At 51.8% G+C, this 23,735-nt stretch carries 23 protein-coding genes and 1 tRNA gene; 18 read left to right on the top strand and 6 right to left on the bottom strand.

Features of this window, described 5'->3' with window-relative positions:
- Positions 1 to 47: 47 nt before the first annotated feature.
- Entirely contained in the window at positions 48 to 632 is a 585-nt protein-coding gene (locus tag AC534G_RS15420; protein WP_110498359.1) for a Maf family protein, read from the bottom strand.
- A 196-nt stretch (positions 633 to 828) separates the two neighbouring features.
- Here AC534G_RS15420 and yceD point away from each other — a divergent pair, with 196 nt between their 5' ends.
- The 14 genes from yceD (at position 829) to ptsG (ending at position 13,445) form a co-directional block, all read left to right on the top strand.
- A complete protein-coding gene (yceD, locus tag AC534G_RS15415; protein ID WP_003036239.1) occupies positions 829 to 1,350 on the top strand; it encodes a 23S rRNA accumulation protein YceD in 522 nt (173 codons plus the stop codon).
- 16 nt (positions 1,351 to 1,366) lie between these two features.
- Positions 1,367 to 1,540 (top strand): 50S ribosomal protein L32, encoded by a 174-nt coding sequence (gene rpmF / locus AC534G_RS15410; RefSeq protein ID WP_003036242.1) that lies wholly within the window; start codon positions 1,367 to 1,369, stop codon positions 1,538 to 1,540.
- A gap of 122 nt (positions 1,541 to 1,662) precedes the next feature.
- The gene (gene plsX / locus AC534G_RS15405) at positions 1,663 to 2,742 is read left to right on the top strand and encodes a phosphate acyltransferase PlsX (protein ID WP_074458481.1); all 1,080 of its coding nucleotides are present in this window, start codon (positions 1,663 to 1,665) and stop codon (positions 2,740 to 2,742) included.
- Between the two features lie 77 nt (positions 2,743 to 2,819).
- Positions 2,820 to 3,773, top strand: a complete 954-nt coding sequence (locus tag AC534G_RS15400) for a beta-ketoacyl-ACP synthase III (RefSeq protein ID WP_006685075.1) — start codon at positions 2,820 to 2,822, stop codon at positions 3,771 to 3,773.
- A 15-nt stretch (positions 3,774 to 3,788) separates the two neighbouring features.
- Positions 3,789 to 4,718 (top strand): ACP S-malonyltransferase, encoded by a 930-nt coding sequence (gene fabD, locus AC534G_RS15395; protein WP_087857783.1) that lies wholly within the window; start codon positions 3,789 to 3,791, stop codon positions 4,716 to 4,718.
- 12 nt (positions 4,719 to 4,730) lie between these two features.
- Complete coding sequence (gene fabG, locus AC534G_RS15390) at positions 4,731 to 5,465, top strand: 3-oxoacyl-ACP reductase FabG (protein WP_006685074.1); 735 nt, start codon at positions 4,731 to 4,733, stop codon at positions 5,463 to 5,465.
- A gap of 155 nt (positions 5,466 to 5,620) precedes the next feature.
- A complete protein-coding gene (gene acpP / locus AC534G_RS15385; RefSeq protein WP_000103754.1) occupies positions 5,621 to 5,857 on the top strand; it encodes an acyl carrier protein in 237 nt (78 codons plus the stop codon).
- 85 nt (positions 5,858 to 5,942) lie between these two features.
- Positions 5,943 to 7,184 carry a beta-ketoacyl-ACP synthase II gene (gene fabF, locus AC534G_RS15380; protein WP_038639753.1) on the top strand — a complete coding sequence of 414 codons (1,242 nt, stop codon included), beginning with the start codon at positions 5,943 to 5,945 and terminating at the stop codon, positions 7,182 to 7,184.
- 136 nt (positions 7,185 to 7,320) lie between these two features.
- Positions 7,321 to 8,130: an aminodeoxychorismate lyase gene (gene pabC / locus AC534G_RS15375; RefSeq protein WP_069323326.1), complete on the top strand. Its 810-nt coding sequence runs from the start codon at positions 7,321 to 7,323 to the stop codon at positions 8,128 to 8,130.
- A 2-nt stretch (positions 8,131 to 8,132) separates the two neighbouring features.
- A complete protein-coding gene (gene yceG, locus AC534G_RS15370) occupies positions 8,133 to 9,155 on the top strand; it encodes a cell division protein YceG (protein WP_038639759.1) in 1,023 nt (340 codons plus the stop codon).
- The gene (gene tmk / locus AC534G_RS15365) at positions 9,145 to 9,786 is read left to right on the top strand and encodes a dTMP kinase (protein ID WP_038639762.1); all 642 of its coding nucleotides are present in this window, start codon (positions 9,145 to 9,147) and stop codon (positions 9,784 to 9,786) included. Before yceG ends, tmk begins: the two co-directional genes overlap by 11 nt.
- Positions 9,783 to 10,787 (top strand): DNA polymerase III subunit delta', encoded by a 1,005-nt coding sequence (gene holB, locus AC534G_RS15360; RefSeq protein WP_110498357.1) that lies wholly within the window; start codon positions 9,783 to 9,785, stop codon positions 10,785 to 10,787. Before tmk ends, holB begins: the two co-directional genes overlap by 4 nt.
- A gap of 10 nt (positions 10,788 to 10,797) precedes the next feature.
- Complete coding sequence (locus tag AC534G_RS15355) at positions 10,798 to 11,595, top strand: metal-dependent hydrolase (RefSeq protein ID WP_038639768.1); 798 nt, start codon at positions 10,798 to 10,800, stop codon at positions 11,593 to 11,595.
- A gap of 416 nt (positions 11,596 to 12,011) precedes the next feature.
- Positions 12,012 to 13,445 carry a PTS glucose transporter subunit IIBC gene (gene ptsG, locus AC534G_RS15350; protein ID WP_110498355.1) on the top strand — a complete coding sequence of 478 codons (1,434 nt, stop codon included), beginning with the start codon at positions 12,012 to 12,014 and terminating at the stop codon, positions 13,443 to 13,445.
- 55 nt (positions 13,446 to 13,500) lie between these two features.
- On the opposite strand, the gene AC534G_RS15345 is transcribed toward ptsG, so the two are convergent.
- The 4 genes from AC534G_RS15345 to AC534G_RS15330 all read right to left on the bottom strand — a co-directional run bounded on the left by AC534G_RS15345 (position 13,501) and on the right by AC534G_RS15330 (position 18,468).
- The gene (locus AC534G_RS15345; protein ID WP_110498353.1) at positions 13,501 to 15,279 is read right to left on the bottom strand and encodes an aminopeptidase P family protein; all 1,779 of its coding nucleotides are present in this window, start codon (positions 15,277 to 15,279) and stop codon (positions 13,501 to 13,503) included.
- A 14-nt stretch (positions 15,280 to 15,293) separates the two neighbouring features.
- Entirely contained in the window at positions 15,294 to 16,748 is a 1,455-nt protein-coding gene (locus tag AC534G_RS15340; protein ID WP_110498351.1) for an AMP nucleosidase, read from the bottom strand.
- Positions 16,749 to 16,867: 119 nt separating this feature from the next.
- Complete coding sequence (shiA, locus tag AC534G_RS15335; protein WP_069323331.1) at positions 16,868 to 18,184, bottom strand: shikimate transporter; 1,317 nt, start codon at positions 18,182 to 18,184, stop codon at positions 16,868 to 16,870.
- Between the two features lie 208 nt (positions 18,185 to 18,392).
- Positions 18,393 to 18,468, bottom strand: a tRNA-Asn gene (locus AC534G_RS15330).
- A 325-nt stretch (positions 18,469 to 18,793) separates the two neighbouring features.
- On the opposite strand from AC534G_RS15330, the gene nac reads away from it, so the two are divergent.
- Complete coding sequence (nac, locus tag AC534G_RS15325) at positions 18,794 to 19,711, top strand: nitrogen assimilation transcriptional regulator NAC (RefSeq protein WP_038639782.1); 918 nt, start codon at positions 18,794 to 18,796, stop codon at positions 19,709 to 19,711.
- Between the two features lie 101 nt (positions 19,712 to 19,812).
- Positions 19,813 to 20,763 (top strand): HTH-type transcriptional regulator Cbl, encoded by a 951-nt coding sequence (gene cbl / locus AC534G_RS15320; protein ID WP_038639784.1) that lies wholly within the window; start codon positions 19,813 to 19,815, stop codon positions 20,761 to 20,763.
- 105 nt (positions 20,764 to 20,868) lie between these two features.
- Here cbl and AC534G_RS15315 read toward each other — a convergent pair whose 3' ends face one another.
- Positions 20,869 to 21,741, bottom strand: a complete 873-nt coding sequence (locus AC534G_RS15315) for a LysR family transcriptional regulator (protein WP_038639788.1) — start codon at positions 21,739 to 21,741, stop codon at positions 20,869 to 20,871.
- Between the two features lie 108 nt (positions 21,742 to 21,849).
- Between AC534G_RS15315 and AC534G_RS15310 the strand changes: the two genes are divergently transcribed.
- Together AC534G_RS15310 and AC534G_RS15305 are read left to right on the top strand one after the other, a co-directional pair.
- Positions 21,850 to 23,040: an MFS transporter gene (locus AC534G_RS15310; protein ID WP_110498349.1), complete on the top strand. Its 1,191-nt coding sequence runs from the start codon at positions 21,850 to 21,852 to the stop codon at positions 23,038 to 23,040.
- Positions 23,037 to 23,735: an FAD/NAD(P)-binding protein gene (locus AC534G_RS15305; RefSeq protein ID WP_496594422.1), complete on the top strand. Its 699-nt coding sequence runs from the start codon at positions 23,037 to 23,039 to the stop codon at positions 23,733 to 23,735. The genes AC534G_RS15310 and AC534G_RS15305 overlap by 4 nt, the downstream gene beginning before the upstream one ends.

Genomic DNA, 23,735 nt, shown 5'->3' with positions numbered 1-23,735 from the left:
CGGCGTAGGCCTGATAAGACGCATCGCGTCGCCATCAGGTGGATTAACTAGGCGTTCAGCGGGTTCATCTCTTCCCGGCGCAGCATTTGACACAATGCGATCAGCGGCAGGCCGATCAGCGTATTGGGGTCGCGACCCTCGAGACGCTCAAAGAGAGCAATGCCTAACCCCTCACTTTTAAAACTGCCGGCACAATGTAGCGGGCGTTCTTTGCGCAGGTAATCATCAATTTCCGTTTCGCTTAAATGCCGAAAATGAACGTCGAACGGCTCGACCTCAGTTTGTAAATGTCCGGTGGCTGAATTATAAAGCGCCAGTCCGGTGTAAAACGTCACAATATTGCCACGGGCTTTGAGTAATTGTTGGCGCGCATTTTCTTCTTTTAATGGTTTGCCGGTTATTTCACCATCAAGAACACAAATTTGATCGGAGCCAATAATCAGATGCGCTGGATAACGTTGGGCGAGAGATTGCGCTTTTTGTTGCGCCAGTCGCGAGACTAAATGGCGTGGCGCTTCGCCGGGTAACGGTGTTTCATCCACCTCAGGAGCCGCGCATTCAAACGGAATTGCCAGTTTTTCAAGTAAAGCGCGACGCCAGGGAGAGGTCGAGGCAAGTATAAGTTGAGGCATATTTTTCCCTCGCATATAGCGTATTGATGAGAGCCATTTTAAACTATGGACTTCGTCCTACAAGCTGGCTGTATTGGCTTGTCTTGAGCGATTTTAAGTCGATGACCCGCAATGTGTGCGAATTATTGGCAAAAGGCAACCTCAGGCTGCCTTTTTCTTTGACTATATGACGTTACAAAGTTAATATGCGCGCCCTATGCAAAAGGTAAAATTACCCCTGACTCTTGATCCGGTTCGTACGGCTCAAAAACGCCTCGATTATGAAGGTATCTATACTTCTGATCTGGTTGAGCGCGTCGCCGATTCTGTGGTCAGTGTGGACAGTGATGTGGAATGCTCCATGTCGTTCGCTATCGATAACCAGCGCCTTGCCGTGATAACCGGTGATGCGAAAGTGTCGGTTACGCTCGAATGTCAGCGTTGCGGGAAACCGTTCCCACTTCATGTTCACACAACATATTGTTTTAGTCCTGTCCGTTCTGACGAACAGGCTGAAGCACTCCCGGAAGCGTATGAGCCGATTGAGGTTAACGAATTCGGTGAAATCGATCTGCTTGCAATGGTTGAAGATGAGATTATCCTCTCCTTGCCGGTAGTTCCGGTGCATGATTCTGAACACTGTGAAGTGTCCGAGGCGGACATGGTCTTTGGCGAATTGCCTGATGAAGCGCAAAAACCAAACCCATTTGCCGTATTAGCCAGCTTAAAGCGTAAGTAATTGAGGAGTAAGGTCCATGGCCGTACAACAGAATAAACCAACCCGTTCCAAACGTGGCATGCGTCGTTCTCATGACGCTCTGACCGCAGTCACCAGCCTGTCTGTAGACAAAACTTCTGGTGAACAACACCTGCGTCACCACATCACTGCCGACGGTTTCTACCGTGGCCGTAAGGTAATCGCTAAGTAATCACGCATGACTCAATGGATTTCCCGCTTCGGTGAGAAAGACAGAGAGCGCACGCGTGATGAAGCTTAGTGAGGCTTTCCCCGGGTAACTGGGGAAACACCTAACCGGGCAGCGACGATACCTTGACACATCTAACCCTGGCGTTAGATGTCATGGGGGGAGATTTTGGCCCTACCGTGACAGTGCCTGCAGCATTGCAGGCACTGAATTCTAATTCGCAACTCACACTTCTTTTAGTCGGGGATCCCGATACAATCACGCCATTACTTGCCAAAGCTGACTTCGAACAACGTTCACGTCTGCAGATTGTCCCTGCTCAGTCAGTTATTGCCAGTGATGCCCGGCCCTCGCAGGCTATTCGCGCCAGTCGTGGAAGCTCAATGCGTGTTGCCCTGGAGCTCGTGAAAGAAGGTCGAGCGCAAGCCTGTGTGAGTGCTGGTAATACCGGCGCGCTAATGGGACTTGCGAAGTTATTGCTCAAACCCCTTGAGGGTATTGAGCGTCCTGCGTTGGTGACGGTGTTACCGCATCAGCAAAAGGGTAAAACGGTGGTGCTGGATTTAGGCGCCAACGTGGATTGTGATAGCACGATGTTGGTGCAATTTGCCGTTATGGGTTCCGTGCTGGCAGAAGAAGTCGTTGGGATTGCTAATCCTCGCGTTGCGTTGCTCAACATCGGCGAAGAAGAAACTAAAGGTCTCGACAGTATTCGGGATGCTTCTGCGGTGCTAAAAACAATCCCTTCCATTAACTATATAGGCTATCTTGAAGCCAATGAGTTACTGACTGGCAAAACTGATGTACTGGTCTGTGACGGCTTTACAGGTAATGTCACATTAAAGACGATGGAAGGTGTTGTCAGAATGTTCCTTTCACTGCTGAAATCTCAGGGTGAGGGCAAAAAACGGTCGTGGTGGCTGCTTTTATTAAAACGTTGGTTACAAAAAAGCCTGACAAGGCGATTTAGTCACCTCAACCCCGACCAGTATAATGGCGCCTGTCTGTTAGGATTGCGCGGCACGGTGATTAAGAGTCATGGTGCGGCTAATCAGCGAGCATTTGAGGTCGCGATTGAACAGGCAGTGCAGGCGGTGCAGCGACAAGTTCCTCAGCGAATTGCCGCTCGCCTGGAATCTGTATACCCAGCTGGATTCGAACTGCTGGACGGTGGCGAAAGCGCAAACTCACGACCGCACAGATAATAGCGCGTTTGTGAAAGCTGTCAGCGTACCAGCGTTTTGCTCGTGGCGGTATATAACCAAAAAGTGACTGAGCGTACATGTATACGAAGATTATTGGTACCGGCAGCTATCTGCCTGAACAAGTGCGTACTAACGCCGATTTGGAAAAAATGGTCGAGACATCTGATGAGTGGATCGTCACTCGTACAGGTATCCGTGAACGCCACATTGCAGCGCCAAATGAAACAGTTGCGACGATGGGCTTTGCCGCCGCAAACCGTGCGCTGGAAATGGCGGGCATCGACAAAGAAGAAATTGGTCTGATTGTGGTTGCCACCACATCATCCACACACGCATTTCCAAGCGCGGCATGCCAGATCCAAAGTATGCTGGGGATCAAAGGCTGTCCGGCGTTTGACGTTGCGGCCGCTTGCGCCGGTTTTACCTATGCCCTTAGCGTTGCCGATCAGTACGTTAAGTCTGGCGCAGTGAAGCATGCTCTGGTCGTTGGATCTGATGTTCTTGCTCGTACTTGTGATCCAACCGATCGTGGAACGATCATTATCTTTGGTGACGGCGCGGGCGCGGTGGTACTGAGCGCATCCGAAGAGCCGGGTATTCTCTCCACGCATCTGCATGCTGATGGTCGTTATGGTGAGTTGTTGACGCTGCCTAACGCCGATCGCGTAAATCCGGATAACCCGATCCACCTGACGATGGCGGGTAACGAAGTATTTAAAGTCGCGGTGACCGAGCTTGCCCACATCGTTGACGAAACGCTGGAAGCCAATAATCTCGACCGTTCTGCGCTGGACTGGCTGGTGCCGCATCAGGCAAACCTGCGCATTATCAGCGCGACAGCGAAAAAGCTGGGCATGTCGATGGATAATGTCGTCGTTACACTGGACAGACATGGCAATACGTCCGCGGCTTCCGTACCGTGCGCACTGGACGAAGCCGTCCGCGACGGGCGTATCAAAGCCGGGCAGTTGATATTGCTTGAAGCCTTCGGGGGTGGATTCACCTGGGGCTCCGCGCTGGTTCGTTTCTAGTATAAGGATTTTAACATGACGCAATTTGCATTTGTGTTTCCGGGGCAGGGTTCCCAGACCGTTGGGATGTTGTCTGAAATGGCAGCAAGCTACCCAATTGTTGAAGAAACTTTTGCTGAAGCATCAGCTGCGCTGGGCTATGATCTGTGGGCGCTGACTCAGCAAGGTCCGGCAGAAGAACTGAATAAAACCTGGCAGACGCAGCCAGCGCTATTGGCTGCATCTGTCGCGCTGTATCGCGTATGGCAACAGCAGGGTGGTAAAACACCTGCGCTGATGGCAGGTCACAGCCTGGGCGAATACTCTGCGCTGGTATGTGCGGGCGTAATTGATTTTGCCGATGCCGTCCGTCTGGTTGAACTGCGCGGCAAATTCATGCAGGAAGCCGTACCGGAAGGTACTGGCGGCATGTCTGCGATTATTGGTCTGGACGATGCCTCTATCGCTAAAGCGTGTGAAGAGTCTGCTGAAGGGCAGGTCGTTTCTCCGGTTAACTTCAACTCGCCGGGTCAGGTGGTTATCGCCGGGCATAAAGAAGCCGTAGAACGTGCAGGTGCTGCTTGTAAAGCCGCTGGCGCCAAGCGTGCGCTGCCGTTGCCGGTCAGCGTGCCTTCTCACTGCGCGCTGATGAAGCCTGCCGCTGAGAAACTGGCCGTTGAATTGCAAAAAATCACTTTCAACGCGCCGACTGTTCCAGTTGTGAACAACGTCGACGTGAAGTGTGAAACTACCGCAGACGCGATTCGCGATGCGCTGGTTCGTCAACTGTACAGCCCGGTTCAGTGGACCAAAACCGTTGAGTTTATGGCATCTCAGGGCGTAGAGCACCTGTATGAAGTGGGGCCAGGTAAAGTTCTCACCGGTTTGACGAAACGTATTGTTGACACCCTGACCGCTTCGGCACTGAATGAGCCGGCAGCGCTGTCTGCGGCGCTAGAGCAATAAAAGAGGAAGCCCATGAATTTTGAAGGAAAAATCGCGCTGGTAACCGGTGCAAGCCGTGGAATTGGCCGCGCAATTGCAGAAACACTCGTTGCCCGTGGCGCGAAAGTTATCGGTACTGCAACCAGTGAAAGTGGTGCGCAGGCCATTAGCGATTACTTAGGTGCAAATGGTAAAGGTCTGATGTTGAATGTGACCGATCCGGCATCTATCGAATCTGTTCTGGAAAATATTCGCGCAGAATTTGGTGAAGTCGATATTCTGGTCAATAATGCCGGGATTACTCGTGATAACCTGTTAATGCGCATGAAAGATGACGAGTGGAACGATATTATCGAAACCAACCTGTCATCTGTTTTCCGTCTGTCAAAAGCGGTAATGCGAGCTATGATGAAAAAGCGTCATGGGCGTATTATCACTATCGGTTCTGTGGTTGGTACCATGGGAAATGCGGGTCAGGCTAACTACGCTGCGGCGAAAGCAGGTCTGATCGGCTTCAGTAAATCACTGGCGCGCGAAGTTGCGTCCCGTGGTATTACTGTAAACGTTGTTGCTCCGGGCTTTATTGAAACGGACATGACGCGTGCGCTGTCTGATGATCAGCGTGCGGGTATACTGGCACAGGTTCCTGCGGGTCGCCTTGGTGGCGCTCAGGAAATCGCCAGTGCGGTTGCATTTTTAGCTTCTGACGAAGCAAGTTACATCACAGGTGAGACTTTGCACGTCAACGGCGGGATGTACATGGTTTAACCACGATTGAAAAATATTTGCGTTATTAGGGGGAATGGCCTCAAAATAACGTAAAATCGTGGTAAGACCTGCCGGGATTTAGTTGCAAATTTTTCAACATTTTATACACTACGAAAACCATCGCGAAAGCGAGTTTTGATAGGAAATTTAAGAGTATGAGCACTATCGAAGAACGCGTTAAGAAAATTATCGGCGAACAGCTGGGCGTTAAGCAGGAAGAAGTTACCAACAATGCTTCCTTCGTTGAAGACCTGGGCGCAGATTCTCTTGACACCGTTGAGCTGGTAATGGCTCTGGAAGAAGAGTTTGATACTGAGATTCCGGACGAAGAAGCTGAGAAAATCACTACCGTTCAGGCTGCCATTGATTACATCAACGGCCACCAGGCGTAAGTGAACATCTCCAGGCGGTCATTCGACCGCCTGAGTTTTATCTTTTTATCCCACTTGAATTATTTTCCCTCCCTGGAGGACAACCGTGTCTAAGCGTCGTGTAGTTGTGACCGGACTGGGCATGTTGTCTCCTGTCGGCAATACCGTAGAGTCTACCTGGAAAGCTCTCCTTGCCGGTCAGAGTGGCATCAGCCTGATCGACCATTTCGATACTAGCGCCTATGCAACGAAATTTGCTGGCTTAGTAAAGGATTTTAACTGTGAAGACATTATCTCGCGCAAAGAACAGCGCAAGATGGATGCCTTCATTCAATATGGAATTGTCGCTGGCGTTCAGGCCATGCAGGATTCTGGCCTCGAAATTACGGAAGAGAACGCTCACCGTATTGGCGCCGCTATTGGCTCCGGTATTGGCGGTCTCGGTCTGATCGAAGAAAACCATACCTCTTTGGTAAACGGTGGACCGCGTAAGATCAGCCCGTTCTTCGTTCCGTCGACGATTGTTAACATGGTGGCAGGTCACCTGACCATCATGTACGGCCTGCAAGGGCCAAGCATCTCCATCGCGACCGCCTGTACTTCAGGCGTACATAATATCGGTCATGCCGCACGTATCATTGCATACGGTGATGCAGACGCGATGGTTGCGGGTGGTGCTGAAAAAGCCAGTACACCGCTTGGCGTGGGTGGTTTTGGCGCGGCACGCGCGCTGTCTACGCGTAATGATAACCCGCAAGCGGCAAGCCGCCCGTGGGATAAAGAGCGTGATGGCTTTGTGCTGGGCGACGGCGCAGGCATGGTGGTACTGGAAGAGTACGAGCATGCGAAAGCGCGCGGCGCGAAAATCTATGCTGAAGTCGTTGGTTTTGGCATGAGCAGCGATGCTTACCACATGACGTCACCACCGGAAAACGGTGCAGGCGCTGCGCTGGCAATGGTCAACGCACTACGCGATGCGGCTATCGAAGCGGGTCAGATCGGCTATGTCAACGCGCATGGTACGTCTACGCCTGCAGGCGATAAAGCTGAAACCCAGGCAGTGAAATCTGTCTTTGGCGATGCGGCGAGCCGTGTGATGGTAAGCTCAACCAAATCCATGACCGGTCACCTGTTAGGTGCTGCGGGCGCGGTAGAGTCTATTTTCTCTATCCTGGCGCTGCGCGACCAGGCTATTCCGCCAACCATCAACCTGGATAACCCGGATGAAGGTTGCGACCTGGACTTCGTTCCTCACGAAGCGCGTCAGGTGAGTGGTTTGGAATATACTCTGTGTAACTCCTTCGGCTTCGGTGGTACCAACGGTTCTTTGATCTTTAAAAAGATTTAAGTCTCGTCAGGTGATGCGTTAGCATCGAAATAAAACTGAAAAGGTCCGCTTGTCGGGCCTTTTTTTATTCGGTTTTTCGCCCTTGTCGTGTGTTACTCATCCTGCCAAACTAGCGGACCAGATATAAGGAGCCTCCATGTTCTTAATTAATGGCTGCGAGCAAAATCTGCTGGCCGTAAGCGATCGAGCGACCCAATTTGGCGATGGTTGTTTTACTACCGCGCGAATTATCGACGGCGAAATTTGCCTCTTTGCAGCGCATCTTGCGCGTTTACAAGACGCTTGCCAAAAGTTGCTGATCGCTTTTGAACAGTGGTCAGAACTGCAAGATGAAATGAAAATGCTGGCTCAAGGACACGCGCGTGGCGTATTGAAAGTCATTATTAGCCGCGGTAGCGGCGGTCGGGGATACAGCGGCGCAAATTGTCACAACGCCACCCGTATTCTCTCTGTTTCAGCCTGGCCCGAACATTACGATCGTTGGCGCCATGAAGGGATTACGCTGGCGTTAAGCCCAGTGCGTCTGGGGCGTAACCCTATGCTTGCAGGACTTAAGCATCTGAATCGCCTGGAGCAGGTATTGATTCGCTCTCATCTTGAGCAGACGGATGCCGATGAAGCGCTGGTTCTTGACAGCGAGGGATGGGTTACGGAATGCTGTGCGGCTAATTTGTTCTGGCGTAAAGGTAATGTGGTTTACACTCCCCGGTTGGATCAGGCCGGAGTGAACGGCATTATGCGACAATTCTGTATCCGTATGCTGGCACAATCACCGTTCAGTCTTGTCGAAGTGTATGCCGGGTTGGAGGAGATTATGCAAGCCGATGAAATCGTCGTCTGTAACGCATTAATGCCGGTTATTCCCGTGCGTACCTGTGGCGACACGATGTTGTCTTCACGTTTGTTATTCGATTTTTTAGCCCCACTTTGTGAGCACCCGAATTAGTCATGAAAAAACTGTTACTCGTTGTCCTGTTATTGCTGGTTGTGCTGGGCATTGCCGCGGGCGTAGGCATGTGGAAAGTTCGCCATCTGGCGGACAGTAAGTTATTGATTAAAGAAGAGACCATTTTTACGCTGAAAGCGGGTACAGGCCGCCTGGCCCTCGGTGAACAGCTGTATGCGGATAAGGTTATCAATCGTCCGCGTGTCTTCCAGTGGCTGCTGCGTGTGGAGCCTGACCTGTCGCATTTTAAGGCGGGTACCTATCGCCTGACGCCCGACATGACGGTGCGAGAAATGCTGCTATTGCTGGAAAGCGGTAAAGAGGCCCAGTTCCCGTTACGTCTGGTGGAAGGGATGCGCCTGAGTGATTACCTCAAACAACTGCGCGATGCGCCCTATATCAAACATACGCTGAGCGACGATAACTACGAGACTGTCGCTCAGGCGCTGAAGCTGGAAAACCCGCAGTGGGTGGAAGGCTGGTTCTGGCCCGATACCTGGATGTATACCGCCAATACGACCGACGTAGCACTGCTAAAACGTGCGCATCAAAAGATGGTTAAAGCGGTGGATACCGTCTGGGAAGGGCGCGCTGATGGCTTGCCTTATCAGGATAAAAATCAGCTAGTGACAATGGCCTCGATTATTGAAAAAGAAACTGCGGTTGCCAGCGAGCGCGACCAGGTGGCCTCGGTCTTTATTAACCGCTTACGTATTGGCATGCGTTTACAAACCGATCCGACGGTGATTTACGGCATGGGGACACGGTATAATGGCAAATTGTCGCGTGTGGATTTAGAAACGCCAACCGCCTATAACACCTACACCATCACCGGGCTGCCGCCTGGCCCGATTGCCATGCCGGGAGAGGCCTCGTTGCAGGCTGCCGCACATCCGGCAAAAACGCCGTATCTCTATTTCGTGGCAGATGGTAAAGGCGGCCACACATTTAACACCAATCTTGTCAGCCATAACCGGTCAGTACAGGATTACCTGAAAGTGCTTAAGGAAAAAAATGGGCAGTAACTATATCGTCATCGAGGGCCTGGAAGGCGCCGGAAAAACCACTGCGCGTAATGTGGTGGTAGAGACACTTGAGCAACTCGGTATTCGTGACATGGTTTTTACCCGCGAGCCTGGTGGAACGCAGCTCGCTGAGAAACTAAGAAGTCTGGTGCTGGACATTAAGTCGGTAGGCGACGAGGTCATTACCGACAAAGCCGAAGTCCTGATGTTTTACGCCGCGCGCGTACAGTTGGTCGAAACCGTTATTAAACCTGCGCTGGCGAGAGGCGCATGGGTCATTGGCGATCGTCACGACCTGTCGACCCAGGCGTATCAGGGCGGTGGCCGCGGTATCGATCAAAACATGCTGGCAACGCTGCGTGATGCGGTACTCGGAGATTTTCGTCCGGACCTGACGCTCTATCTGGATGTCACTCCAGAAGTCGGATTGAAGCGTGCGCGTGCGCGTGGCGAACTGGACCGTATTGAACAGGAATCTTTCGATTTCTTTAATCGTACCCGAGCGCGCTATCTTGAACTGGCTGCCAAAGACGCCAGCATTCGTACTATTGACGCTACGCAGCCGCTGGAGGCAGTGATGGCTGATATTCGCAATACCATTACTCAGTGGGTGAAGGAGCAGGGCGCATGAAATGGTACCCATGGTTACGACCTGATTTTGAAAAACTGGTAGCGAGCTACCAGACGGGTCGTGGTCACCATGCGTTACTGATTCAGGCGTTACCCGGCATGGGCGACGATGCGCTGATTTACGCGCTCAGTCGCTATTTAATGTGTCAGCAGCCGGAAGGACATAAAAGCTGCGGACACTGCCGCGGCTGTCAGCTGATGCAGGCGGGGACCCATCCGGACTACTATTCGCTGCTGCCGGAAAAAGGCAAAAGCACGCTGGGCGTTGACGCGGTACGCGAAGTCAGTGAGAAACTGTACGAGCATTCACGCCTGGGCGGGGCGAAAGTGGTGTGGATCCCGGATGCCGCCCAGTTAACCGATGCCGCCGCTAATGCGTTACTGAAAACGCTGGAAGAGCCTCCGGCGCAGACCTGGTTCTTCCTCGCCAGTCGCGAACCTGCGCGTTTATTGGCCACACTGCGTAGCCGCTGTCGATTACATCACCTTGCACCACCGGCAGAGTCATACGCTATCTCCTGGCTTACCCGTGAAGTGACGGCGTCACCGGAAGCATTGTTGAGCGCATTACGTCTGAGTGCGGGGTCACCTGGCGCGGCATTAACGTTGCTACAGGCTGAAAGCTGGACGCACCGCACAGATTTCCTCGCCGCGCTGGCGAACACCCTGCAATCAGGCGACTGGTATATCCTGTTAGCGGCGCTCAACCACGATCAGGCTGCCGCTCGTTTACACTGGCTGGCCACGCTGTTGACGGATGCCCTAAAGCGTTCTTATGGGATTTCCCATTTAACCAATCCTGATGCTCAGGATCTCATCTCTTCTATCGCCGAGCGGTTATCCGTCGCCCAGATACAGGCGATACTCGGTGATGTTTGTCATTGTCGTCAGCAGTTGCTGAACGTGACGGGCATAAACCGTGAACTGGTATTAACCGATCTTATTCTCCGTATTGAGCATTACCTGCAACCAGGCACCGTACTGCCTGTTCCTCATCTTTGAGAGAGACATTATGTTTTTAGTCGACTCACACTGCCATCTTGATGGCCTGGATTATCAATCTCTGCATAAGGACGTGGATGACGTGTTGGCGAAAGCGGCCGCACGCGATGTGAAATTTTGTCTTGCCGTCGCGACCACCCTGCCGGGATACCGCAGTATGCGTGAACTGGTTGGCCAACGTGACAACGTGGTTTTCTCCTGCGGTGTGCATCCGTTAAATCAGGATGAAACTTATGATGTTGAAGACCTGCGTCGTTTTGCCGCCGAAGACGGTGTGGTAGCGATGGGCGAAACCGGGCTGGATTATTTTTACACGCCGGAAACGAAGGTGCGCCAGCAGGAATCTTTCATCCACCATATTCAGATTGGCCGCGAGTTACAGAAACCGGTTATCGTGCATACCCGTGATGCCCGAGCCGATACATTATCAATTCTGCGCGAAGAAAAGGTGACGGATTGCGGCGGCGTACTACACTGTTTTACAGAGGACAGAGAAACGGCGGGCAAATTGCTGGATCTCGGCTTTTATATCTCGTTTTCCGGCATCGTCACGTTCCGTAATGCTGACCAACTGCGTGATGCTGCCCGTTATGTTCCTCTGGATCGTTTGTTAGTTGAGACGGATTCTCCGTACCTTGCGCCGGTGCCGCATCGTGGAAAAGAGAACCAACCTGCCATGACGCGTGACGTTGCGGAGTATATGGCCGTAGTGAAAGGTGTTGCCGTGGAAGAACTGGCGCAGGCAACCACTGATAACTTTGCCCGCCTGTTTCACATCGATGCTTCTCGCCTGCAATCAGTCCGTTAACTGACTTTTTTTAAAGCTCGTAATTAATAACTAAAGCGAGTAAAGTTCACCGCCACAAAATGGGCGGTGAATAACCAGTTAGACACATTCAGAAACTCATTTTATCGGAATGTGCGTATTTTGCGGCCATTCACAACTGAATTGTGATAGCCGTCAAACAAATACAGACTGAATTATTTTACTCTGTGTAATAAATAAAGAGCACTTAGATGCTCTGTCCACGGCGAGGCTCTCCCCCCTTGCCAATGCGTGAGAACGTAGAATACACAAAATCATTCAAGCGGCATCAAGGCGGCAAGTGAGTGAATGACAGGAGCTTACTCGAGTAAGTGACTGGAGTGAATGAGCGCAGCCAACGCTGAGGCGGTTTGAAGGATGAAGTGTATAAGCACAAATACTCAGGAGCACTCCTAATTATGTTTAAGAATGCATTTGCTAACCTGCAAAAGGTCGGTAAATCGCTGATGCTGCCGGTATCCGTACTCCCGATTGCAGGTATCCTGCTGGGTGTCGGTTCCGCTAACTTCAGCTGGCTGCCAGCCGTTGTATCGCACGTAATGGCAGAAGCAGGCGGTTCTGTTTTTGCGAACATGCCGCTGATCTTTGCCATCGGTGTTGCGTTAGGCTTCACCAACAATGACGGCGTATCTGCACTGGCATCCGTTGTTGCCTACGGCATCATGGTTAAAACCATGGCTGTTGTTGCGCCGCTGGTTCTGCATTTACCTGCTGAAGAGATTGCCGCTAAACACCTTGCTGATACGGGTGTTCTCGGGGGGATTATCTCCGGTGCGATTGCAGCGTATATGTTCAACCGTTTCTACCGTATCAAATTGCCTGAGTATCTCGGCTTCTTTGCGGGTAAGCGCTTCGTTCCTATTATTTCTGGTCTGGCTGCCATCTTCACAGGCGTGGTTCTGTCCTTCATTTGGCCGCCGATCGGTACTGCTATTCAGACGTTCTCCCAGTGGGCTGCATACCAGAACCCGGTAGTGGCGTTCGGTATCTATGGCTTCATTGAACGCTGCCTGGTGCCGTTTGGTCTGCACCATATCTGGAACGTTCCATTCCAGATGCAGATCGGTGAGTACACCAACGCCGCGGGTCAGGTATTCCACGGTGATATCCCTCGCTATATGGCGGGCGACCCGACTGCGGGCAAACTGTCCGGTGGCTTCCTGTTCAAAATGTACGGTCTGCCGGCTGCCGCTATCGCTATCTGGCACTCTGCTAAACCAGAAAACCGCGCAAAAGTGGGCGGTATTATGATCTCCGCGGCGCTGACCTCGTTCCTGACCGGTATTACCGAGCCGATCGAGTTCTCCTTCATGTTCGTGGCGCCGATCCTGTACATCATCCACGCGATTCTGGCTGGTCTGGCATTCCCGATCTGTATCCTGCTGGGTATGCGCGACGGGACATCGTTCTCTCACGGTCTGATCGACTTTATCGTTCTGTCCGGTAACAGCAGCAAACTGTGGCTGTTCCCGATTGTCGGTATCGGTTATGCGATTGTTTACTACACCATCTTCCGTGTGCTGATCAAAGCGCTGGACCTGAAAACGCCAGGTCGTGAAGATGCGACCGAAGACAGCAAAGCGGGTGCGTCCGGCGAAATGGCTCCGGCTCTGGTTGCTGCATTCGGTGGTAAAGACAACATCACTAACCTCGATGCGTGCATTACTCGTCTGCGCGTTAGCGTGGCTGACGTTGCCAAAGTGGATCAGGCTGGCCTGAAGAAACTGGGTGCGGCGGGCGTCGTGGTTGCTGGTTCCGGTGTTCAGGCGATCTTCGGTACCAAGTCCGATAACCTGAAAACTGAAATGGATGAGTACATCCGTAACAGCTAAGCAGTAAGACGTTGGGGAGAACTAAGGCAGCCTGCGGGCTGCCTTTTTTAATGCATTAATTGGCCTGAACGCGAATGGGCGCAGTGGCGGCGAACAGCCATGGACGGGCTTCTGCGTTTACGCGTGGGGACAATGTCTCTCTGACCTGCTGGTGGTAATCATCAATCCACTGTTTCTCAGCATCGCTCAGCAGATGCAGTTCCACAAGGTTCAAATCAATCGGCACCAGCGTCAGCGTTGAGAAACGGCAGAAGCCCGGACGGCTGTTGATAATCTCCACCTGATTCTCAATGCGGATCCCATATTGCCCGGCCAGATAATAACCCGGTTCGATGGTGATGATATTGCCCGCCACCAGAGGCCAGGGGTTAACTTTTTTGGCAATGCGATGAGGTTGTTCATGGATAAGCAACTGATGGCCTACGCCGTGCCCGGTTCCATGATCAAAATCCAGTCCCAAATCCCACAACGCCCGCCGACTAAAGGCATCCAGTTGATGGCCCTGAGTACCGCTGGGGAACTGCAGTGAAATAAGTGACAAGAAGCCTTTCAACACGGCGGTGTAGTGCAAGCGTCGCTGCGGATCCTGTGGGCCAAATGCCAGGGTGCGCGTCGTATCCGTTGTACCATTATGATACTGACCACCGGAATCATTCAGGTACATGGCCTGCGAGGTAATTGGCGTATTGGTTTTTTCGCTGGAGTGGTAATGACACATCGCCGCATTGCTGGCAGAGGCTGAAATCGTGCTGAAACTCTGCTCGATAAATCCCGGCTGCTGCTGGCGAAACTCCAGCTGTTTAGCCTGCGCTTCCAGTTCGGTGATTGGATTGCCCGCCGCTTCGCGTAAAGGGACCTCATGCGCCAGCCATGCGAGGAAGTTAACCCAGGCTGCGCCATCCTGTTCATGGCATTCCCGATAGCCTGCCAGTTCAATGTCATTTTTGTGCGCTTTCATTAACGTAATAGGGTCGGGGGCCCACAGGACGTGGCCGCCATGTTCTTCTATGGCAAAACGCAATGCTACCGGAGCGCAGTCTTTATCGACCAGAAAGCGCTTCCCATTTGCCAACTGCTGGCAGCGAGCCAGGAAGCTCTCTTGCGGGGCCAGCGTAAGCGTATCCAACAGCGATGCGGGGAGTTGCTGTGTTTTATTGCTATCGACAAACCATTCCAGTTCGCCGCTGCGATGGAGCAGGGCAAATGAGAACGGAACCGGAACCATAGCAAGATCCGAACCACGGACATTAAGCAGCCAGGCAATGTTGTCCGGCAGCGTAATCGCCAGCACATCGGCCTGATGTTGAGTGAGCTGCTCCACGACGCGGGCACGTTTCTGTGCGCTGCTCTCACCGCTGATGTCGAGGGGCATTTCGCGAATGATGCCGCAAGGCGCTGCCGGACGATCTAACCATACCTGGTCGAAGGGATCCTGCTCCAGAGGTACCAGCTCGCAGTGGGTAGCCGACAGCGCTTCAAACTGGCTGTTAACCATCAGCAGCGGCTCAAAGCCGATACGTGTACCCGCTGCAACGTGAGACTGCAAATAGTCTGCCAGCGGTTCGTCGTGTAAATGGTGAATTTCAAAATCATCCAGCGAGACTTCATTGCGCACCTGGACCTGATAGCGCCCATCGACAAATATTAATGCGCGGTCGCGCAGGACCAGCGCGAGTCCCGCTGAACCGCTAAAACCAGTCAGCCAGGCCAACTTATTATCATGCGGCGTACAATCTTCACTTTGGTGAGCGTCGGCGCGCGGGACAATCATACCATCCAGCCCCTGCGCTATCAGCAGGTTACGCAGGGCGGAAAGAGGGGTTGAGTTGTGCATAGTTACCTCAGGCCTTAACGGAACGGCGGTTCGTTGAACGTACGTAATTTACGGGAGTGCAGTCGATCGCCTTCGGCGCGAAGACGATCGATAGCCCGGATACCTATTTGCAGATGCTCGGAAATGGCGCCTTCATAAAAACGGTTGGCCTGACCAGGTAGTTTAATCTCGCCGTGCAGCGGTTTGTCGGAAACGCAAAGCAATGTGCCGTAGGGGACGCGGAAGCGGTAGCCCTGTGCGGCGATAGTGGCGCTTTCCATATCGATAGCTACCGCACGGCTGAGGTTAAAGCGCAGCGCAGAGGCGGAGTAACGTAATTCCCAGTTTCGATCGTCGGTGGTGACAACGGTACCGGTACGCAGGCGCTGTTTGACCTCTTCGCCGGGCATGCCGCTGACCTCTTTGGTCGCGTCATACAGCGCGCGTTGCACTTCAGCGATGCTCGGAATCGGAATATCCGGTGGGAGTACAGCATCCAGCACGTGGTCATCACGCAAATAAGCATGGGCCAGAACATAATCGCCAATTGCCTGACTTTCACGCAGGCCGCCACAGTGCCCAATCATCAGCCAGACGTCAGGGCGCAGTACGGCGAGATGATCGCAAATAGTTTTGGCGTTAGACGGGCCGACGCCGATATTCACCAGCGTGATCCCCTGACCATCAGCGGTAATTAAATGCCAGGCGGGCATCTGGTGTTTCTTCCAGGCGAGGTCGGAGATGGCTTCTTCTGGCGCTTCGGTTTCGGCGGTGATCCAGATCCCGCCCGCGCATGACAGCGCGATATACGGGCTGTCCGGGTCGAGGATCTGGCTGCAGCCCCAGCGTACGAACTCATCGACATAGCGGGTGTAGTTGGTGAACAGCACAAAGGGCTGGAAATGTTCAACCGGCGTGCCCGTGTAATGACGCAGTCGCGCCAGCGAAAAATCCACGCGTCGGGCATCGAAGTGAGACAGCGGAGAAAATTCCGCCGGATGAAAAATCCCGTCCGCCGTTTCGTCACCAATCTGCGACAATTCAGTGGTGGGGAAATGGCGCGTTAATCCGGCGCTCATCGAGCGATCCAACGTCAGTTCTGAACCGTCAATCACATAGGGATAGGGGATTTCATGCTGCGATGGCTCAACGGAGATATGCGCATCATAATCCTGATACAGCAGCGTGAGCTGTTCTTCAAGATAAGGACGAAAGAGCGACGGACGGGTAATGGTGGTGGTATAGCAACCCGCATGGGTAAAACGGCCATAGGCGCGTGTTTTTGGCGGATTAGTGGCGCTGCCATCCCAGGTGACACGAAGTGACGGGTAGACAAAAAGACCGTTCTGGCGGGCGATTACGTCAGGGAGGGTCCCTGTTTCAACATACTTACCAATGGCGCTACGCAGTGATTTAACCGACTGTTCGTACAGCGCGTCCAGTTTATCCAGTGCCTGAGCCGGGGTCAGGCTGGCGCCCTTATTGTTCATGTCTGTCTCCTTGTTCCACAGATATACCGCTCTCCCGATAGTATGTCACAGGAATGTGAAACAAAAGTCAGACGTTAAGGAAGATGGTGCGAAGACCGGATGGCCCTCGCACCGGGGGTTTAACCGTGCTGCTTATCCCGCATCAACAGCGCGGTAGTGGCGGAGATAAGACAACCCGCCATCAGATAAATAGCTACGCTGTGCCAGTCTCCGCCTGAAAATGTCACCAGTGCCGCCGCAATAAAGGGGGTAAAACCGCCGCCAACCACGCTGGCCACCTGATAACCAACGCCTGCGCCGCTATAGCGATAGCTTGCGCCAAATAAACCGGTAAACATAGGCTGCTGTACGCAGACCACCATATCGTGTGCAATGTTGGCCAGCATAATCGCGAAGAACACGATCCAGAAAATAGACTGAGCCTCCAGCGCCATAAAGAATGGGAAGGCGCTTAGCGTCCCGACCAGTGCCCCGGTAATGTAGACGCGACGACGACCAAAGCGGTCAGCAAGCCACGCAAAGCAGGGGATGGTCAGACAGCTCAGCCCGCCGACCAGCAATCCGATATTCAGAAACAGCTCGCGTGGCAGGCCGAGGTTTTGTGTCGAGTAGTTAAGAGCAAATGCGGTGACGATATACATCGTCAGCAGTTCACATAGGCGCAGGGCGATAATTTTTAAGAATGCGCCCGGATGTCGGATTAAAGCCTCAATGACCGGAAGCCGCTTTTTCTCGGGCTGTGGCGCCTGTTGCTGCTGTTCGAACTCGGCCGATTCATCCATTCTGTTACGCATCCACAACGCGCCTAATACCAGCACGATGCTGAACAAGAACGGAATACGCCAGCCCCAACTGAGGAACTGCTCATCGGTAGTTTGAGAGCTAATCAGCGAGACCAGGCCGGTAGAAAGCAGCAGACCGACGCCGTACCCGACCTGTACACCGCTGCTATAAAAGGCTTTTTTATTTTTCGGCGCGCTTTCGACGGAGAGCAACGCGGCTCCGCCCCATTCACCGCCCACGGCGAAGCCCTGAATGGCGCGCAGCGTCACCAGTAGAACAGGGGCCCACCAGCCAATGGTGTCAAAGGAAGGAATAATGCCGATCAGCGCCGTGGCGATCCCCATCATCCAGACGGTGAGCATCAGCATACGTTTACGCCCAAGAAGATCGCCGAAGTGGCCGAAGATGACCCCGCCTAGCGGGCGGAACAGAAATCCGACGCCAAAGGTAGCGAAGGCGGCAAGTGTTCCCATCGCCGGACTGACCTGCGGAAAGAACTCGCGGTTAAAGACTAACGCAGCGGTGATGCCATAGAGCAGAAAATCATACCAGTCGACCACGGCGCCCGCGAAACTGCCAAGCGCAGCGCGTCGGGCACGGTTGAGCGAAGAGGCGTCCTGTTGGGGACCCGTGGAGGTGAGGGTGGAATCCATAGTTATCCTGTCTGTACTGTCTTTTAATTATTAGTATTTGAGTTGGGTTACGCACATTGCAGCCGATAGATTACCGGACGTTATGAGATTACCGCGACAGGCATGAAGAGGAAACGATTATATCCCTCGCAGAGGGCAACATGAATAATTAGACGAATGAGAAAATTGAAAAGCAAAAAGCCTGCTCGAAAGCAGGCTTTTCTGAATTTGGCTCCTCTGACTGGACTCGAACCAGTGACATACGGATTAACAGTCCGCCGTTCTACCGACTGAACTACAGAGGAATCGTGTGAACGAGGCGCATATTAGCGAGGGCGATGAGGGTTGTCAAAGGACGAAATACAATTGTGCGTTCGTTTGCTGACAAAATCAGCAAAGCGGCGAACTTTCCGTCTTTTTATGCTTTTGCCCCATTCTGGTGCGCTTCTACCTTTTCCAGGGCAGCCACAGTTATCTGTATAAGCGTACAAAAAATGTCGTTCTTCACTTTGCTCCTTACCTGACGCGGCGTCAGCGTAAAACGCCGCTGCAGAAGAAACTGGCAAGTATCTTGCAATCCTGATTCACATGACTGCCAGCACGGGTTCTGGTATTCCGACAGGAGGCAAAATGAACTTCAGACGACTGAAATATTTCGTAAAAATCGTCGATATTGGTAGCCTGACCCAGGCAGCGGAAGTGTTGCACATCGCGCAACCCGCGCTGAGCCAGCAGGTCGCCACGCTGGAAGGCGAACTGGATCAGCAATTGCTGATTCGTACCAAGCGCGGCGTCACGCCCACGGAAGCGGGGAAAGTGCTGTATACCCACGCCCGAACAATTTTACGTCAGTGTGAACAGGCGCAACTTGCGGTCAATAATGTTGGTCAGACTCTGAGTGGTCAGGTTTCTATTGGCCTGGCACCGGGTACGGCGGCATCATCCATCACTATGCCACTGTTACAAACAGTACGTGCCGAACTGCCCGATGTACTGGTCTATTTGCATGAAAACAGTGGGGCAGTGCTAAATGACAAGCTTCTCAGCGGACAATTAGACATGGCAGTGCTCTATGAGCGCTCGCCCGTTGCGGGCATAAGTTGTCAGCCGTTGCTGAAGGAGGATCTTTTCCTGGTGGGGACGCGTGATTGTCCAGGCCAAAGCGTCGATTTAGCCGCAGTGGCGCAGATGAATCTGTTTTTGCCGCGGGATTACAGTGCGGTGCGTTTGCGGGTGGATGAGGCTTTTTCGCTACGTCGCTTAACGGCCAAAGTCATTGGTGAAATCGAGTCTATCTCGACCTTAACGGCTGCCATTGCCAGCGGTATGGGCGTCACCGTGTTACCCGAATCGGCAGCCCGCGCACTGTGCAATGCAGCAAATGGCTGGATGGCGCGGATTACTGCCCCATCAATGAATCTGCCGCTCTCGTTGAATGTGTCGGCCATGGGGAGCTTGTCGCCACAAGCGCAGGCAGTCAAGGAGATCCTGTTGTCGCTGGTTAGCCGACCGATGATGGAAAACCGTGAGCTGCAGCTGGTAAGCTAAAGCTTATTCCCAAGAGGAATAAGATGCAGGTTTTTATTATTTGTTATGCCGGGCATCAGACTTTAACAATAGCGTAATGTCTGATGTGCCCGGAGCGAAAAGTGAATTTCCAGCAACTTAAAATAATCCGCGAGGCGGCCCGTCAGGATTACAACCTGACGGAAGTCGCGAATATATTGTATACCTCGCAGTCGGGTGTCAGCCGACATATTCGTGAACTTGAAGATGAACTTGGCATCGAAATATTTATTCGTCGCGGGAAACGCCTGCTGGGCATGACCGAACCCGGTAAGGCCTTACTGGGCATTGCCGAACGTATTCTGAATGAGGCCAGCAACGTCCGCCGTCTGGCGGATCTGTTTACCAATGACACGTCGGGTGTTCTGACGATAGCCACCACGCATACCCAGGCGCGCTATAGCCTGCCCGCAGTGATTAAAGCTTTTCGTGAGCTTTTCCCGGAAGTGCGTCTGGAACTGATTCAGGGCACGCCACAGGAGATCGAAGCGTTGTTGCAAAATGGCGGAGCAGATATTGGGATTGCCAGTGAACGTCTGAGTAGCGATCCATTGCTGGTGGCTTTTCCCTGGTTTCGTTGGCACCACAGTCTGCTCGTTCCGCACGACCATCCACTCGTCAAGACATCGCCTTTAACGCTGGAATCCATCGCCCATTGGCCGTTAATTACTTATCGACAGGGAATTACGGGACGTTCGCGTATTGATGAAGCGTTTGCCCGAAAAGGGTTAGTGCCGGATATCATACTCAGCGCCCAGGATTCGGATGTGATTAAAACTTATGTGGCGTTGGGACTGGGTATTGGGCTGGTGGCAGAGCAATCCAGTGGCGAGCAGGAGGAGGGCAGTTTGACCCGTCTGGATACCCGGCATTTATTTGATGCCAACACCGTCTGGCTGGGGTTGAAACGAGGACAACTACAGCGCAACTATGTCTGGCGATTTATCGAGCTATGCAACGCAGGGTTATCCGTGGATGAAATCAAACGCCAGGCAATGGAGCCCGATGAAACCGTGATTGATTATCAGATATAAAGCGGGCTTTTCATTATCAATTACGTTGCCACTGGCGCTCTTTTGAGTGCGCCAGTCTTCCACTGACTCTGCGGCCTGCATTGCGCCGTTGTCGGTAGCGAAAAATTAAGCCTCGGTAATAAATGAGACAAAGCGATTAAGCACCCGGCTGACTTCTCGGTTTTTAAGCCATATCATCATAGTGTTCACGTTACCTATCTGTGGGGTAATCGTATGGCTACGGATAGGGAAATTATGTTCATACTGTCTGACTACGCTCTCTGGCAACAGGGCAATCCCCATTCCGGCACTCACGCAGCCAAGGATCGCCTGAAAAGAGCCGAACTCCAGGGGATCGGCATAATCGACTCCCTGCAGCCGCAGCCATTGTCCCAGACGGGAGCGATAGTTACACCCCTTAACAAAGACCAGCGGTCTTGTCACTTTGAGGTCCGCGCCGGTAATGACATTCCGGTGCTCTGCCGCCGTCACCAGTACCAGCGTTTCCTGACATAAAATGTGCAATTGCAGAGGCGAATTTTCCGTGTGCAGTGCCTGATGATCGGCAACGAAAGCGATTTCCAGTTCATTGTTCAGGATGTGCTGCACCAGTACCTCCGTGGGGGAGGTTTTCAGGTTTAGCTCAACGGAAGGCATTTCGCGGTGGAAATTCGCCAGTATTGAGGGCAGACGTACCGCTGCGGTCGTTTCCATTGCGCCGATGCGTAACGGTCCCGCCACTTTTGTTCCATGCATGGACAATTCCGCTTCGTGTAACAGGGCCAGAATTTTGTTGGCATAGCGAAGAAGAAGCTCGCCTTCAGGGGTGATGTAGAGACGATTTTTCTCACGGACAAACAGAGATACGTCAAGGCTGGCTTCCAGTTGTTTGAGGCGGGTTGTGACATTCGATGAAACGCAGTGCAGACTACGCGCAGCAGCAGATATGGAACCCGTTTCCGCAACCGTTTTAAACAAGTTAAGCGAGGTACTGTTCATAGAAGGCATTACCTAAAGTGAATGTTTTCGTCATTTTTATTAACTTTTTATTATCATTTCCTTATGTAAGATAACAATCAAACTTAATTCGTCTTTTGAGGCCAAAAAATGGATATCGATCACAGTGCTGTTGGCCATCGTCAGCTGAGTACTGCTGTATTTGGTATGATCGTCTTGACCTTAGGAATGGGAATTGGGCGTTTTTTATATACCCCTATGCTTCCCGTTATGCTTCATGAAGGGCTTTTTACCTTTTCGCAATTATCCTTAATTGCCAGCGCAAACTATGCAGGTTACCTCGTCGGCAGTCTCCTTTTCTCCTTTGGTATTTTCAACGCAGTCAATAAGTTAAGAATGCTGTTACTGGCTTCAGCGTTACTCACAGCCCTGCTGATTTTTTTGATGGCACAAGTGACTCAGCCTGAAATTATTCTGTTAATCAGATTCCTTGCGGGTGTGGCAAGCGCGGGAATGATGATATTTGGTTCAATGCTGGTGCTCCAGCATACCCATAATCCTTTTGTTATCGCCTCACTGTTTTCAGGCGTAGGAATAGGCATTTTTATCGGTAATGAATATGTCATTGCTGGCGTGTCTTACGCGTTAGATTCACGCTTGTTGTGGATTGGTGCTTCCATACTTTCAACGATATTTTTCGTCATCCTGGTAATTTTATTGCCGAAAGATAAGCATATGATCCCCCCGGTAAAAGCAGTCGTAAGTGCGGAACCTGAAATCCAGTGGTGGAATTTAGCCTTACTGTATGGTCTGGCCGGATTCGGCTATATCATTGTCGCTACATATTTACCGTTAATGGCCCGGGGGGTTGGCAACACCTTTTTAGCCGACCATATCTGGTCCATTGTCGGTCTTGCCGTTATTCCTGGATGCTATGGCTGGTTATGGGCCGCGCGCAAGTGGAATATATTATCCTGCCTAAGTGTTAACTTAATTGTTCAGGCGATTTGCGTAGTCATGGCCATATTTATTAACTCACCACTGCTACTAACCATTAGCTGTATTGGTTTTGGCGGCACATTCATGGGGACAAGTTCTTTGGTCATGCCGCTGGCAAGAAAAATAAGGGCACCAAAAAAGATTAACCTTCTTGGCCTCGTTACGCTGACTTATGGGGTCGGGCAGATCGTCGGTCCATTAATTGTCAGTGCCTTCCAGAGCAATAAAAATGGAATGACCTATTCCATATTATTGGGTGCAGCCTCGTTATTTACCGCAGCAGGGATTAGCTATTTACAATACAGTAAAGTTAAATATTCAGACAGTTGGAGCAAAGAATGAAAAAAATGACAGTGGCTATACTGGGTATGGGACCGCGTGGTTTAAGTATTCTGGAAAGGATTTGTGCCCTGCATACAGAGTATGCGATTAATGAACATATGCAGATCATTATTATTGATAAAAATGCCATGGGTGTGGGAGCGCATAGTTTGTCTCAGCCCGATCATTTATTAGTTAATACTGTTGCCTGTCAAATAACATTGTTTGGTGATGCGACCGTAAAAAATGCCGGCCCTTTTCGCCCGGGTCCATGTTTTCATCAATGGGCTAACAATCAGGGTTATCGCAAAGTGGGTGATCGCTATATAAAAAGCGAAACAGGTTTAGCTATTGATGCAAATGATTACTTGCCTCGTCGCTTATTGGGAGAATATTTGAATTGGGCGTATGAGAGAATACTAAAAAATCTGCCAGCCAGTCTGACGGTAACGCAAGTAAATCAGCAGGCAACTAATCTTTTTATTCAGCAAGATAAACGATCAGCCATTGTTTTAGAAGATAATCAGAGGATTGTTGCTGACTTTGTTTATCTGACAACCGGCCATGGCGACAATATGAAAACGTTGGAAGATCATTATGTCGAAAAATTTATTGCCAGCAGCAATAAGCAAAATGAACTGCTGGAATATTATTCCACGCCTTATCCGGTTGATAGGTTAAATAACATTCACTCCCGAGCTAAGGTTATCGTCTAG

The sequence above is a fragment of the Citrobacter sp. CRE-46 genome (assembly GCF_059615875.1).
The sequence above is the reverse complement of the archived record's forward strand: the minus strand, read 5'-3'. Positions and strand labels throughout refer to the sequence as shown.

Bases quoted from the DNA above. Each gene is read 5' to 3' on its own strand.
- shiA (WP_069323331.1), bottom strand. From the start codon at position 18,184: ATGGATTCCACCCTCACCTCCACGGGTCCCCAACAGGACGCCTCTTCG.
- fabG (WP_006685074.1), top strand. From the start codon at position 4,731: ATGAATTTTGAAGGAAAAATCGCGCTGGTAACCGGTGCAAGCCGTGGA.
- holB (WP_110498357.1), top strand. From the start codon at position 9,783: ATGAAATGGTACCCATGGTTACGACCTGATTTTGAAAAACTGGTAGCG.
- rpmF (WP_003036242.1), top strand. From the start codon at position 1,367: ATGGCCGTACAACAGAATAAACCAACCCGTTCCAAACGTGGCATGCGT.
- pabC (WP_069323326.1), top strand. From the start codon at position 7,321: ATGTTCTTAATTAATGGCTGCGAGCAAAATCTGCTGGCCGTAAGCGAT.
- tmk (WP_038639762.1), top strand. From the start codon at position 9,145: ATGGGCAGTAACTATATCGTCATCGAGGGCCTGGAAGGCGCCGGAAAA.
- fabD (WP_087857783.1), top strand. From the start codon at position 3,789: ATGACGCAATTTGCATTTGTGTTTCCGGGGCAGGGTTCCCAGACCGTT.
- AC534G_RS15305 (WP_496594422.1), top strand. From the start codon at position 23,037: ATGAAAAAAATGACAGTGGCTATACTGGGTATGGGACCGCGTGGTTTA.
- yceG (WP_038639759.1), top strand. From the start codon at position 8,133: ATGAAAAAACTGTTACTCGTTGTCCTGTTATTGCTGGTTGTGCTGGGC.
- ptsG (WP_110498355.1), top strand. From the start codon at position 12,012: ATGTTTAAGAATGCATTTGCTAACCTGCAAAAGGTCGGTAAATCGCTG.
- AC534G_RS15315 (WP_038639788.1), bottom strand. From the start codon at position 21,741: ATGAACAGTACCTCGCTTAACTTGTTTAAAACGGTTGCGGAAACGGGT.
- AC534G_RS15345 (WP_110498353.1), bottom strand. From the start codon at position 15,279: ATGCACAACTCAACCCCTCTTTCCGCCCTGCGTAACCTGCTGATAGCG.
- AC534G_RS15340 (WP_110498351.1), bottom strand. From the start codon at position 16,748: ATGAACAATAAGGGCGCCAGCCTGACCCCGGCTCAGGCACTGGATAAA.
- acpP (WP_000103754.1), top strand. From the start codon at position 5,621: ATGAGCACTATCGAAGAACGCGTTAAGAAAATTATCGGCGAACAGCTG.
- nac (WP_038639782.1), top strand. From the start codon at position 18,794: ATGAACTTCAGACGACTGAAATATTTCGTAAAAATCGTCGATATTGGT.
- AC534G_RS15400 (WP_006685075.1), top strand. From the start codon at position 2,820: ATGTATACGAAGATTATTGGTACCGGCAGCTATCTGCCTGAACAAGTG.
- AC534G_RS15355 (WP_038639768.1), top strand. From the start codon at position 10,798: ATGTTTTTAGTCGACTCACACTGCCATCTTGATGGCCTGGATTATCAA.
- AC534G_RS15310 (WP_110498349.1), top strand. From the start codon at position 21,850: ATGGATATCGATCACAGTGCTGTTGGCCATCGTCAGCTGAGTACTGCT.
- AC534G_RS15420 (WP_110498359.1), bottom strand. From the start codon at position 632: ATGCCTCAACTTATACTTGCCTCGACCTCTCCCTGGCGTCGCGCTTTA.
- yceD (WP_003036239.1), top strand. From the start codon at position 829: ATGCAAAAGGTAAAATTACCCCTGACTCTTGATCCGGTTCGTACGGCT.